Annotated in this window: 10 protein-coding genes; 5 read left to right on the forward strand and 5 right to left on the reverse strand. The window is 68.0% G+C overall.

Going from position 1 to position 12202, the window contains the following annotated elements; genetic code table 11:
- Nucleotides 1-12: 12 nt before the first annotated feature.
- The 4 genes from C9I47_RS05005 to C9I47_RS05020 are packed head-to-tail and all read right to left on the reverse strand — an operon-like array spanning nucleotide 13 to nucleotide 4236.
- A complete protein-coding gene (locus tag C9I47_RS05005) occupies nucleotides 13-1371 on the reverse strand; it encodes an STM4012 family radical SAM protein (RefSeq protein ID WP_111265778.1) in 1359 nt (452 codons plus the stop codon).
- Nucleotides 1368-2189: an STM4013/SEN3800 family hydrolase gene (locus C9I47_RS05010; protein WP_111265779.1), complete on the reverse strand. Its 822-nt coding sequence runs from the start codon at nucleotides 2187-2189 to the stop codon at nucleotides 1368-1370. Before C9I47_RS05010 ends, C9I47_RS05005 begins: the two co-directional genes overlap by 4 nt.
- A complete protein-coding gene (locus C9I47_RS05015; protein ID WP_111267969.1) occupies nucleotides 2182-3297 on the reverse strand; it encodes an STM4014 family protein in 1116 nt (371 codons plus the stop codon). The genes C9I47_RS05010 and C9I47_RS05015 overlap by 8 nt, the downstream gene beginning before the upstream one ends.
- A gap of 27 nt (nucleotides 3298-3324) precedes the next feature.
- Nucleotides 3325-4236, reverse strand: a complete 912-nt coding sequence (locus tag C9I47_RS05020; protein WP_111265780.1) for an STM4015 family protein — start codon at nucleotides 4234-4236, stop codon at nucleotides 3325-3327.
- Between the two features lie 488 nt (nucleotides 4237-4724).
- Here C9I47_RS05020 and rfbB point away from each other — a divergent pair, with 488 nt between their 5' ends.
- The 5 genes from rfbB to C9I47_RS05045 all read left to right on the forward strand — a co-directional run bounded on the left by rfbB (nucleotide 4725) and on the right by C9I47_RS05045 (nucleotide 10354).
- The gene (rfbB, locus tag C9I47_RS05025) at nucleotides 4725-5777 is read left to right on the forward strand and encodes a dTDP-glucose 4,6-dehydratase (RefSeq protein WP_111265781.1); all 1053 of its coding nucleotides are present in this window, start codon (nucleotides 4725-4727) and stop codon (nucleotides 5775-5777) included.
- A gap of 10 nt (nucleotides 5778-5787) precedes the next feature.
- Nucleotides 5788-6672 carry a glucose-1-phosphate thymidylyltransferase RfbA gene (rfbA, locus tag C9I47_RS05030; RefSeq protein ID WP_111265782.1) on the forward strand — a complete coding sequence of 295 codons (885 nt, stop codon included), beginning with the start codon at nucleotides 5788-5790 and terminating at the stop codon, nucleotides 6670-6672.
- Nucleotides 6669-7226 carry a dTDP-4-dehydrorhamnose 3,5-epimerase gene (rfbC, locus tag C9I47_RS05035; protein ID WP_111265783.1) on the forward strand — a complete coding sequence of 186 codons (558 nt, stop codon included), beginning with the start codon at nucleotides 6669-6671 and terminating at the stop codon, nucleotides 7224-7226. Before rfbA ends, rfbC begins: the two co-directional genes overlap by 4 nt.
- The gene (gene rfbD / locus C9I47_RS05040) at nucleotides 7223-8125 is read left to right on the forward strand and encodes a dTDP-4-dehydrorhamnose reductase (protein WP_111265784.1); all 903 of its coding nucleotides are present in this window, start codon (nucleotides 7223-7225) and stop codon (nucleotides 8123-8125) included. The genes rfbC and rfbD overlap by 4 nt, the downstream gene beginning before the upstream one ends.
- 231 nt (nucleotides 8126-8356) lie before the next feature.
- A complete protein-coding gene (locus C9I47_RS05045; protein ID WP_111265785.1) occupies nucleotides 8357-10354 on the forward strand; it encodes an alpha/beta hydrolase family protein in 1998 nt (665 codons plus the stop codon).
- A gap of 76 nt (nucleotides 10355-10430) precedes the next feature.
- On the opposite strand, the gene C9I47_RS05050 is transcribed toward C9I47_RS05045, so the two are convergent.
- Nucleotides 10431-12158 carry a peptide MFS transporter gene (locus C9I47_RS05050; protein ID WP_111265786.1) on the reverse strand — a complete coding sequence of 576 codons (1728 nt, stop codon included), beginning with the start codon at nucleotides 12156-12158 and terminating at the stop codon, nucleotides 10431-10433.
- Between the last annotated feature and the right edge of the window lie 44 nt (nucleotides 12159-12202).

The raw sequence follows: 12202 nt of genomic DNA on the forward strand, positions 1-12202 counted from the left end.
TCGATTGGTGCCTCAGCCGACACGGTAGTCGCGCATCAGCGTGGCGACCGGGTCGGACACCAGCCACGGCCCGATGGTGTCGGAGCGGGCCATGCCGGCGTCGTTGAGCGCCAGCCGCGAGGCGTCGAAGCGCGCCAGGCCCAGTTCCAGCAGGTCGCGCAGCTGCGGCAGGTCGTCGAGACAGTCGCTGCCGAAGCGCTGTCGGTAATCCTCGCGGTCCAGGCCCGGCTGGATCAGCAGCGACTGGATCACGTGACGGCGACGACGCTCGTCCAGGTCCAGGGCGATGCCGTAGTCGGCCCGGGCGAAGGACGCACCGTCGCGGGCGAGGTAGTCGTCGAGGATCTCGGCCACCGAGCGCCGGCTGACGCCGTACTCGCTCGAATAATGCAGGTGGGTGGTATACGAGCGTGCGCCGCAGCCGATCCCGACCATGCCGTCGCTCTGGCAGCAGTAGACCGGACCGTCGGCGTCGACCGCATGCGGCGCACGGAACATCCGCATCGACACCTGGGTATAGCCGGCGGCAAGCAGATGGTCGCGGCCAGCCTCGTACAGGTCGAGGCGCTCGTCCAACGGTTCCGGCTGCAGCCGGAATCCGGTCTTGCCTTCCTTGCCGGCGATGCGTCCCAGACCGGTCACCGGGCGCACGTACAACGGATACAGGTACAGCTCCTCCGGACGGTAGGCCAGGGCGGTGTCGATCGAGGTCAGGAAGCTGGCCACGCTCTGTCCTTCGATGCCGTAGATCAGATCCAGGTTCAGGGTCGGGAACCCGGCCTCGCGGATCGCGGCGATGGCGCGATCGACCACGTCGCGCTGCTGAGGACGCACCAGCGCGCGCACCTCCACGTCACTGAAGCTCTGCACGCCCATGCTGATCCGGTCGACGCCGGCCTCGCGGCAGACCCGCATCTTCTCCGCGTCGATCGTCTCCGGCGAGGCCTCGATGCCGGCGGGTATCGCGTGCAGGTCGATCGAGGCGTGCGTGCGCACCATGTCGAAGACGCGCCGCAGCTGCGACGCATCGAGATAGGTCGGGGTGCCGCCGCCCAGGGCGAAGCGCACGAAGCGGTGTTGGTCCAGCGCGGTCGTGGTCGCCTCCAGCTGCCGCTCCATCTGGTCGAGGTAGGCCTCGACCCGGGCCGCGTCGGGGCGGGCCAGGGCGAACAGGTTGCAGAAGCCGCAGCGGTAGGAGCAGAACGGGATGTGCAGGTACAGGAACAGGGCGTCGCGGCGTTCGCCGGCCCATAGCGCCGACAGCGGTCGCGCCGGTTCGAGCGGACGGTAGGCGGTCTTGTGCGGATAGGAGTACGAGTAGGCCTGGTAGGGCGGCAGGCGCAGCAGGTCGGCGAGCGGTGGCGTGGTCATGGCGATAGGAAGAAATGCGCGTACGGCACGGTCATCACCACCTCGTGGGCGAGGCGGTGGCCGTGGAAGCCGTCCTCGCCGTAGGCGGTGCCGTGGTCGGAGCAGGCGATCACGAAGGCCGGGCCGCGTCGCCGCAAGGCCTGCAGCAACGGCGCCAGCGCCGCGTCGACATGGCGCAGCGCGGCGCAGTGGCTTTCGAAATCGTCGTGGACGGCACCGTCGAGATAGTGCCGGTTGGGCTGGTGCACCGCGGATATGTTGATGAAGACAAAGCAGCGCCTGCCGGCCAGTTGCGGGCTGTCCAGGCGTTTGCAGGCCAGTTCGACCTGGCGTTCGGTCGAATCCGCCGCGACCACCCCGAATTCCGGCCGCCAGTGGCTTTCCTCGAACAGCGACGGCAACTGTGAGCCCAGCGGATTGCGCTTGTTGAAGAAACCGACGCCGCCGATGCACAGCGTCCAATAGCCGGCGCGACGGAAGCCGGCGACGATGTTGTCGCAGTCGCGGAACACGTGGGTGTGCGCCGACGTGGTCTCGCTGCCTTCGAACTCCAGCGCGAACAGGCGCGGATGCGGCCCCGGCCGCGCCGGGGTCGGCAGGAACCCGGCGAAGAACGCCGCGTGGGCGGCATAGGTGAAGCTGCCCGGTGTGTGCCGGCGCTCCCAGCCGTCCGCCGGCAGGTGCGGCGCCAGCACCGGCAGCTCGCCGCGCTCGAAGCAGCGTTGGGCGGCATCGAAGCGCAGGGTGTCCAGGGTCAGCAGCACGACGTCGTGGCTGCCGACAACGGCATTCATGTCGGGCAGGGCGAGGTCAGACATGGGCAGGCTCGCCGAGCGGGCGCGGCGCCTCGCGCAGGCCGAGACGGGCCTGGTCCTCGTAGACGCTGCGGCCCTCGTGGCGCACGTCCAGCAGCAGGTCGCCGAAACCGTTGGCCTCCAGCACCCAGGCGCGGGGACCGCGGACGATGAGGTCGAAGCCGATCATCCGGCTGGACGGGAATGCGGCGGCGGCGCGGGCCACGGCGCTCTCGAGGCAGCCCTGTCCCCCCCGGTCCAGACAGGCGTCGACGGGCAGGCGCCGGTTGCCCAGGTGCAGGTTGGTCAGCGGCCCGCGCGAGCAGCGGGCGATGCGCTGGCGGGGGCGGCCATCGAGCGCGACCGCGCGGATGTCGAAATGGCCGCCCTCCGCGCCGGGGACGGCGGGCTTGGGAATCCAGCGTTCGACATAGGCGCCCTGGTGCGCGAGCGCATCGACCAGGCGGGCGATCTGCGCGCGGTCCTCGTAACGACGTTGGCGCAACGAGTTGAACAGCCGCGTGCGGCCACCGTCGACGACCAGCTCGATCGGGCCGGTCGCGACCTCGCGGCCGGCGCGATGACGCCGGTAGGCCAGCACGCCGGCCCCCGATGAGCCATAACGGGCCTTGATGAAGACGCTGTCGCAGGCGTGCGTGTCGAGCCGGCTGTGCAACTGGTCATGGCCGGCGATGGCGCCGAACAATGGCGGCACCTCGACGCCCGCGTCGGCCAGCCGCTGCTGGCAGGCCAGTTTGTCGGTCATCAGCGACAGCTCCGCCGGGGAATTGAGGTAGCGGGCGTCGGCGGGCATCGCCGCCAGCACGGCGGTGAAGCCGGCAGACCAGTACTGCTGATGGGCGAGTTCACCGTGTTGCAGTGGCGCCGGCGGTGCGCCCGGTCCGCCGGCCAGCTCCCAGCCGCGCCGCACCAGCGCGTCATGCAGGGCCGGGGCTTCGCCGGGCGACTCGAGCTTGACCAGGGCGTCGGGATGCCCGGCGAGGACCGTCTCCAGCCGGATGGCGCCGGTCAGCAGGTCGGCGTAGTCGACGACCACCGCGGCAGGCAGTCCGCGTGCGCGCAGCGCCGCCTGCATGCCCGCGATCCTGCGACTGGAACGCGGGCCGACCAGCAACCAGCGGGCGCTGCCGCTCACGGCCTATTCGGCGACCGCGACATAGCGCTCGCCGTCGTCCTCCTCCTCGGGATCGTCGAGCACGACCGTGCAGGGAAGCGCCTGCAGCTTCTGCTGCCATGCCGCCGAGATGTAGTGATGGCTCAGGTCGATCCGCTCGATGCCGCCCAGGTGGGCGCTCTCCACCAGCGCCTGCGCACCGGTGTCGCCGATCGTGCCCAGCGACAGGTCGAGGACCTTCAGCGAACCCAGCCACGGCTGCGTCGCCAGCCAGGTCGCCAGCGCGTCGCTGATGCAGGCGTCGCGCAGGCCGAGGTAATCCAGGCGCCCGGGTCCGATCGCCTGCGCCAGGCGCTGGTAGGTCGCCAGCTCGCCGTCGAAGCCGTAGTTCTCGTCGCCCAGCCACAGCTCCAGGTGGCGCAGGGCCGGCAGCTTCGACCCCGCGATCGCCTCGACGAGGGTCGAGGGCAGACCGCCGCACTCGATCGCCAGCTCCTGCAGGTGCGCGTGCTCGAAGGCCCGCAGCTCCAGCGAGCTCGAGCCGCGGATGCGCAGCGACTGCAGCAGCGGGAACGCCTCCAGCAACGGGTTGTAGCCGCACTGGATGATCCACGAGATCTCGCAGTCTTCGTAGGTCATGTCGCCGACGAACAGGGCGCGCAGCGCGGACAACTCGTCCCGGCGCGCGATCAGGCCGTTGAGATAGCCCTCCGGACCGTCGTCGTGGGCTTCCGACCAGGGGCCGATGATCAGCGCTTCGATCGAGCCGGGGTCGACCTGCGAGAACAGGTGGGCGAGCAGCTCGCCCTGGCTCTCCTCGCTGTCGTACTCCTGGTAGAGGCGGTAGACCACATCGCCATCGCTGGCCTTGTCGCCCATCCTGAAATCGACGACCGGCTTGCCGCGATAGGTCTGTGTGTATTCGCCAATGGTCATGGAAACGTCCCTGTGCAGGTGGTGTGGAAGGTCCGGGATGGCGCGTCCGGCAGGGGCTGGAGGTTAGCAGAGGCCGATTGCGGCAGGGTTGCCCGGGTCTGGCCTTGTGGGTGGCGGTGATACCAGCGGTGGGCGCCGGGTTCGTTCGCGCGCCCGCCGCGCGCGAATCTGAACGCCACCATGGCGGAGGCGGGGCGCGTGGACGGACTGGGACCGTCTGCCTGCGCCGGCCGCGGAGCTTGGGCTATCCTTCCTGGCCAGGCAGACAGCGCTCTTTTTGCAACCGTGTATACGCAATGGCTGGGGTCGGCCGCATGTCCGACGAAAGTCGGGCTTCATGGCCGGCGGCTTGCTGTATCTGGTTGAAAATAAAAGGCATTCCGTTTCTGTCAGAATGTGGCGGGCGGCCGCGGGTGCTGTGCGCCGGACGACGGGGCGGATGCGATCGGCGCCGATTTCCTTTCAATTGACAGTCATTGGAGTAGTTGATGCCAACCTGGCTTGTGACCGGCGGAGCCGGATTCATCGGGGGCAATTTCGTATTGGGCGCGGTGGCGCAGGGCATCAGGGTGGTGAACCTCGATGCGCTGACCTATGCGGGCAATATGGACACGCTGTCCTCGCTTGAGGGCGACCCCAATCACGTGTTCGTGCAGGGCGACATCGGCGATGCCGGGCTGGTCGAGCGGTTGCTGTCCGAGCACCGGCCGGATGCGGTGATCAATTTCGCCGCCGAGAGCCATGTCGACCGCTCGATCGATGGCCCCGCCGCGTTCGTGCAGACCAACGTGGTCGGCACTCTGAGCCTGCTGGAGAAGACTCGCGATTACTGGAAGGCGTTGGAGCCGGCGGCGCGGGACGCGTTCCGTTTCCTGCATGTGTCCACCGACGAGGTCTACGGCAGCCTGGGCGAGACCGGCAAGTTCAGCGAGACCACGCCGTACGCGCCCAACTCGCCGTATTCGGCGTCGAAGGCCGCATCCGACCACCTGGTGCGCGCCTTCCACCACACCTACGGTCTGCCGGTACTGACCACCAACTGCTCGAACAACTACGGGCCGTACCACTTCCCGGAAAAGCTGATCCCGCTGGTGATCGCCAGGGCCCTGGCCGGCGAACCGCTGCCGGTCTACGGCGACGGCAGGCAGGTGCGCGACTGGTTGTTCGTGCGCGACCACTGCGAGGCCATCCGTACCGTGCTGGAGCGGGGACGCATCGGCGAAACCTATAACGTCGGCGGCAACTCGGAGAAGCAGAACATCGAGGTGGTGAAGACCATCTGCCGTTTGCTCGACGAACGTCGTCCGCGCGAGGATGGCAAGCCGCGCGAGAGCCAGATCGCCTTCGTCGCCGATCGTCCTGGCCACGATCGCCGCTACGCGATCGATGCCAGCAAGCTGAAGAACGAGCTGGGCTGGGAGCCGCGATACACCTTCGAGCGCGGTATCGCCGAGACCGTCGACTGGTATCTGGACAACCAGCCGTGGGTGCAACGCGTGCTCGATGGCAGCTACCGTCTCGAACGCATCGGCCAGGGCTGAGGGAGTACGCATGGCACGCAAGGGCATCATCCTCGCCGGAGGTTCCGGCACCCGTCTGTATCCGATCACCCAGGGCATCAGCAAGCAGCTGTTGCCGGTCTACGACAAGCCGATGATCTACTACCCGCTCAGCGTGCTGATGCTGGCGGGCATCCGCGATGTGCTGATCATCAACACCCCGCACGAGCAGCCGTTGTTCCGCAGTCTGCTCGGCGACGGCTCGCAGTGGGGCATGAACCTCGAGTACGCGGTGCAGCCCAGCCCGGATGGGCTGGCGCAGGCGTTCCTGATCGGACGCGAGTTCCTGGCCGGTCAGCCCAGCTGCCTGGTGCTGGGCGACAACATCTTCCATGGCCCCGGACTGACTGCGATGCTCAAGCGCGCCGACGCCCGCGAGCAGGGCGCGACCGTGTTCGGCTACTGGGTGCGCGATCCGGAGCGTTACGGCGTGGCCGAGTTCGATGCCCAGGGCCGGGTAGTCAGCCTGGAGGAGAAGCCGAGCCAGCCGCGCTCCAACTACGCGGTCACCGGTCTGTATTTCTACGATGGCCGCGCCAGCGACATCGCCGCCGACCTCAAGCCCTCGCCGCGCGGCGAGCTGGAGATCACCGATCTCAACAAGCGCTATCTCGACGAGGGCTCGCTGCATCTGGAGCAGCTTGGCCGCGGCTATGCGTGGCTCGACACCGGCACCCACCAATCGCTGCTGGAAGCCTGCAACTACATCGAGACGATCGAGGCGAGGCAGGGGCTGCGGGTCTGCTGCCCCGAGGAGATCGCCTGGAACAACGGCTGGATCGACGACGACAAGCTGGCCGAGCTGGCCCGTCCGCTGTCCAAGAACGGCTACGGCGAATATCTGCTGGGGCTGACCAAGCGAGGGTTCGTGCCATGAAGGTGATCGAGAGCGGTCTGCCCGGCTGCCTGGTGATCGAGCCGCAGGTGTTCGGCGATGCGCGCGGCTTCTTCTTCGAGTCGTTCAACCACGACAAGCTGGCCGAGCACGGGCTGAGGCCCGCGTTCGTGCAGGGCAACGTGTCCTCCTCCAGCCAGGGCGTGCTGCGCGGACTGCACTATCAGTGGCCACGGCCGCAAGGCAAGTACGTGTCGGTGATCGAGGGCGAGGTCTGGGACGTGGCCGTCGACATCCGTCGTGGCTCGCCGCATTTCGGGCGTTGGGCCGCGGTGCATCTGAGCGCGGAGAACAAGCGCCACTTCTGGATTCCCGAGGGCTTCGCCCACGGCTTCGTCACCCTCAGCGAGCGCGCCGTGTTCACCTATCTGTGCACCGCGACCTACGACCGCGAGGCCGATGCCGGCATCCGCTGGGACGATCCGGACCTGGCGATCGACTGGCCGGTCGGCGCGCCGCAACTGTCGGAGAAGGACGCACGCGCGCCGTTTCTGAAGGACGTCGCCGAGGAACGGCTGCCGTTGTTCGTGCCATGAAGCTGCTGCTGCTGGGAGGCAACGGCCAGCTCGGCCGCGAACTGCGACGCAGCCTGGCGCCGCTGGGGGAACTGATCGTCACCACCCGCGATGGGCGCCTGGAAGCGGGGGCGGGCGCGGCACTGCCGCTGGATCTGTCCGACCTCGACGCGATCGCTGCCGTCGTCGATCGGGTCGGGCCCGACGCCGTGGTCAATGCGACCGCCTACACCGCGGTCGACAAGGCCGAGAGCGAGCGCGAGCTGGCGTTCCGGATCAATGCCGAGGCACCGACGGCGCTGGCGGCCGCCTGCGCGACGGCCGGCATCCCGCTGCTGCATTATTCGACCGACTACGTGTTCGACGGCCAGGGCACGCGTCCGTATCGCGAAGACGATCCGACCGCGCCACTGGGTGTCTATGGCGAGAGCAAGCTGGCCGGCGAACTGGCGGTCCAGGCCAGCGGCGCCGGACACCTGATCCTGCGAACCGCCTGGGTCCATGCCCTGCATGGGCACAACTTCCTGCGCACGATGCTGCGCCTGGCCGGCGAGCGCGATGAGTTGCGCGTGGTCGCCGACCAGGTCGGCAGCCCGACCCCGGCCTGGCTGATCGCCGACGTCAGCGCGCGAATCCTCGCCGATGGCGTGGGGCCGTCGGCGCTGTTGCACCTGACCTGCACCGGCGAATGCAGCTGGCAGGAGTTCGCCAGCGAGATCATGCGGCTCGGCGTGGCCATCGGGCGTATCGGGCAGGCACCGAAAGTCACCCCGATCACCACCGCCGAGTACCCGACTCCAGCCCATCGGCCGGCCTATTCGGTGCTGGACACGCGGCGCCTGACCGAGCGCTACGGGATCGAACTGCCGCGGTGGCAAGACGCGCTGTCGCGGACCCTGTCGGCGCACGATCCGCTCTGACGCGGCCCGGGTCCGGCGGACGCCATCGACCCGCCCCGACCCCGCCGTGCGTCGCATGGGCGCCGCGGCTAGACTGCAACCGACCGGTCGTGGCGACCGCGCCGGCGACAGGACGGCCGGCCACGCGGATGGCGCCCTCGCCGTCGCGACGGCACGATCATGGTCAGGTGACTGGATCAATTGGGTGGCTGAAGCAGGGGGACTGTGCCGGCCGCGTAAACGGAGAGTCGGATGAACAAGCTCATTCTTGCTGCCGCGATCGCCGGTGCGGCGACGTTGTGCGGCATGGCCGATGCCCAGGCCGTCGATGTCGACAACTACATCAAGCGCGACAGTTTTTCGGACATCAAGATATCCCCGAACGGCGACTACTACGCCGCGACCGTGCTGCAGGAGGACCGGACTTCGCTGGCGATCCTCAGCCGAGAGACGGGCGAGGTGACCGGTACCTTCACCCCGGGGCGGAATATCCACGTGATCGACTTCGACTGGGTGAATCCGGAGCGGGTGGTGATCAGCACCGCCCAGAAGTTCGGGTTGCTGGCGCAGCCGCTTGCGGACGGTAACCTGTATGCGATCGATGCCGACGGCGGCAACCCCGAGATCCTGGTGGGGCAGTCGGTCGGCGGCAACGGGCTGGGAACCCGCATCCAGCCCAAGAAGGCCGAGCGCGTCGCGGCATTCCTGGTCGACGACCTGCCCGGGGACGATACCTATGTCGTGGTGTCGGCCACCCCGTTCAACGAGAACCCCTACACGCGCGCCGACCGCCTGGACGTCAACACCGGCAGGCGCAGCAAGATCGCGACATCGCCGGTGCGCAACGCGACCTTGACCACCGACAACGAAGGCGAGGTGCGCTTCGCCCTCGGTGCCGGCGTCGACAACGTCAGCAAGCTCTACTACCGGGCTGCGTCAGGCGCCGACTGGGAGCTGATACGCGATGAGGCCGTGACCGGTCTGATCGAGTCGCCCCTGGGCTTTTCCCGCGACAACAGCGTGGCCTATTTCCGGGCCGAGCGCGCCCGCGGACCCGACGCGATCGTGGCCTACGACGTCGGCAACTGGACGGACGCGCGCGAGCTGGCACGTGATGACCGGGTCGATCCGTACCGGGTCATCTACCGGAACAACTCGCACGAGCCTGTCGGTGTGATGTACATGGACGGCAGGCCCCGCACGGTGTTCTTCGATCCGCAGTCCACCGAGGCCCGCCTGTACAAGAGCCTGGAAGCGGCATTCCAGGGGCAGGCGGTGGTAATCACGTCCCGCAGCGACGACGACCGCTATGTCCTTGCCGCGGTCTGGAGCGATACGTCTCCGGGCGACTATTTCCTCTACGACACCGTCGAGAAGAAGGCCGAGCACGTCCTGAGCCGTGCCGAATGGATTGACCCCGACACGATGGCCGCGACCCGGCCGGTGACCATTCCGGCCCGTGATGGCCTGGAACTGCAGGGCTACCTGACCGTGCCCAGGGGCAGCGATGGCCGGGGGCTGCCGACGATCGTATTGCCGCACGGCGGGCCCTACTATGTGCGCGACACTTGGGGGTTCGACCCGGAAGTACAGTTGCTTGCCGATGCGGGCTATGCGGTTCTGCGGGTGAATTTCCGCGGTTCCCAGGGCTACGGCAAGGCGTTCGAGCAGGCAGGCGTCAGGCAGTGGGGACTGGCGATGCAGGACGACCTCACCGACGCGACCCGCTGGGCGATCGAGCAGGGACATGCCGATCCCGCACGGATCTGCCTGTACGGCGCCAGCTACGGCGCCTATGCGTCATTGATGGGCGTGGCCAAGGAGCCGGATCTGTATCGGTGCGCCGCCGGCTATGTAGGCGTTTACGATCTGCCGGTCATGCAGGGCGAGGATGCGAGCAACAACCGTCGTCTGGGCAACTGGTCGCGGGACTGGGTGGGCGATGACACCGCGGCGCTGGCCGCGGCGTCTCCGAACCGGATCGCACAGAGGATCAAGGTGCCGGTGTTCCTGGCTGCGGGCAAGGAGGACGAAGTCGCGCCGCCCAAGCACACCGAACTGATGGAAAAGGCGCTCAAGGAGGCCGGGGTCGCGGTCGAGGCGAGCTACTTCAGCGGCGAGGGTCACGGCTTCTACAAGGAAGAAAACAAGCGCGAGTACTACACAGGCTTGCTGGCGTTCCTGGCCCGGCACCTCGGCGGCGAGGTCGCGACGGCCGCGGCGGGGGGCGCCGCGGACACCGGCAAGTGAGCGTCCGCTGACGCAGCGATGTAAACGACAACGGCGCCCAAGGGCGCCGTTGTCGCATGTGGTGCCGGGCGGGGGGTTACTTCACCCCGTGCATCCAGCGTCGGGCCAGCGGAGTCAGCACCAGGAACACGACGCCCGAGCCGATGCCGATCCAGACCATCAGCCAGAACAGTTCGCCGTACTTGCCGGCGGCTTCGGCCATGTCGATCGCGGCGCCCTCGGCGATCTCCAGCGAGGCGAGCTTGCCGAACTGCGCGGCCAGCACCTCCGAATAGGCGGTGGCGAGCCAGAACGCGCCCATCATCAGCCCGACCACGCGGGCGACCGAGAGCTGGGTCACCGCCGACAGGCCGATCGGCGACAGGCACATCTCGCCGATCTCCAGCACGAAGTAGGCCAGCACCAGCCACCACACGCTGGCCATCGCACCGCTGCTGCCGGCGTGCTGCGCGGCCATCAGCATCGGCACGAAAGCCAGGCCGGCGAAGATCAGGCCGACGCCCATCTTGGCCGGCTTGCTCGGGTTGAGCCCGCGCTTGTCCAGCCACGGCCACAGCCAGGAGAAGATCGGCGCCAGCACCACGATGAAGAACGCGCCGAGGAAGGTCAGCGAACCGGCGGTCTGCTTGACCAGCACGATGTCGTGGGCGATCGCGACGAACAGGCCGATCACCATCAGCACCACCAGGCCCTTGGCGACGTCGTCGCGGCCGCGGTCGCTGGCCATCAGCGCGGCGATCATCAGCGGCGGGCTGGCGGCCAGCGAGTACACCGCCCACGGCAGCGCCGGCACGTAGCCGTTGTCGGACAGGCCGAACATGTCCTTGGTCAACAGGCGGTCGGTGAAGGTCACCCACGAGCCGTAGGTCTGCTCGTACAGGGTGAAGAAGATCAGCACGCCGAAGATCAGCAGCACCAGGGTGATCATCTGCTGGCGCTGGATGCGCGTGCAGTGCTTCCACAGGAACCAGATGAACCAGATCGCGAGCAGAACCGCGATCACATGCATCGCGCCATGCACCGTCCAGGTGCGTTGGATCAGCTGCCAGACCACCGCCACGCCACCGAGGCTGCCCAGGTAGATCCACCACTCGCGCGACAGCGGGCCGACGCGGTGGGCCAGCTTGGCCGGGTCGTTGGGTTCGGCATGGCCGTGCAGGTACTTCTGGCCCCATACGAACATCACCAGGCCGGCCAGCATGCCGACGCCGGCGGCGCCGAAGCCGTAGCTCCAGCCGTAGGTCTCGCCGAGGAAGGCGCAGATCAGCGAGGCGAACAGCGCACCGACGTTGATGCCGGCGTAGAACAGGGTGAAGCCCGAATCGCGACGCGGGTCGTTCTCGGCGTACAGCTTGCCGACGATGGTCGAGATGTTCGGCTTCAGGAAGCCCACGCCCATGATGATCAGCGCCAGCGACAGGTAGAACACCTGCAGCGCGCCCTCGTCGCGGACGACCTTGCCGGCGACCATCCTGGCCTGCTCGCCCTCGAACGCCATCCCGATGTGGCCCAGCACCAGCAGCACGCCGCCCAGCAGCACCGCCTTGCGCATGCCCAGATAGCGGTCGGCGAGCAGGCCGCCGATCACCGGCACCGCGTAGACCAGGCCGCCGTAGGCGCCGAGCAGGTCGTAGCCGGCATCGTCGCCGAACAGGTGGTACTTCAGGATGTACAGCAGCAGCAATGCCTTCATGCCGTAGAAGGAAAAGCGCTCCCACATCTCGGTGAAGAAGCAGACGAACAGGCCCTTGGGATGGCCGAGGAAGTCGTCGGTGTTGACGCGGGTGGCAGCGCTTGCGGTCACGGCAGGCTCCGTATTGCGCGCGCGGGGCGCGGGAAATCCGGCGA

Origin of the sequence: Marilutibacter maris (genome assembly GCF_003233695.1) — a bacterium.
Lineage (GTDB): Bacteria > Pseudomonadota > Gammaproteobacteria > Xanthomonadales > Xanthomonadaceae > Marilutibacter > Marilutibacter maris.

Excerpts from the sequence above, each read along its gene's own strand:
- rfbB (WP_111265781.1), top strand. The coding sequence starts at position 4,725 with ATGCCAACCTGGCTTGTGACCGGCGGAGCCGGATTCATCGGGGGCAAT.
- rfbC (WP_111265783.1), top strand. The coding sequence starts at position 6,669 with ATGAAGGTGATCGAGAGCGGTCTGCCCGGCTGCCTGGTGATCGAGCCG.
- rfbD (WP_111265784.1), top strand. The coding sequence starts at position 7,223 with ATGAAGCTGCTGCTGCTGGGAGGCAACGGCCAGCTCGGCCGCGAACTG.
- rfbA (WP_111265782.1), top strand. The coding sequence starts at position 5,788 with ATGGCACGCAAGGGCATCATCCTCGCCGGAGGTTCCGGCACCCGTCTG.
- C9I47_RS05005 (WP_111265778.1), bottom strand. The coding sequence starts at position 1,371 with ATGACCACGCCACCGCTCGCCGACCTGCTGCGCCTGCCGCCCTACCAG.
- C9I47_RS05010 (WP_111265779.1), bottom strand. The coding sequence starts at position 2,189 with ATGTCTGACCTCGCCCTGCCCGACATGAATGCCGTTGTCGGCAGCCAC.
- C9I47_RS05045 (WP_111265785.1), top strand. The coding sequence starts at position 8,357 with ATGAACAAGCTCATTCTTGCTGCCGCGATCGCCGGTGCGGCGACGTTG.
- C9I47_RS05020 (WP_111265780.1), bottom strand. The coding sequence starts at position 4,236 with ATGACCATTGGCGAATACACACAGACCTATCGCGGCAAGCCGGTCGTC.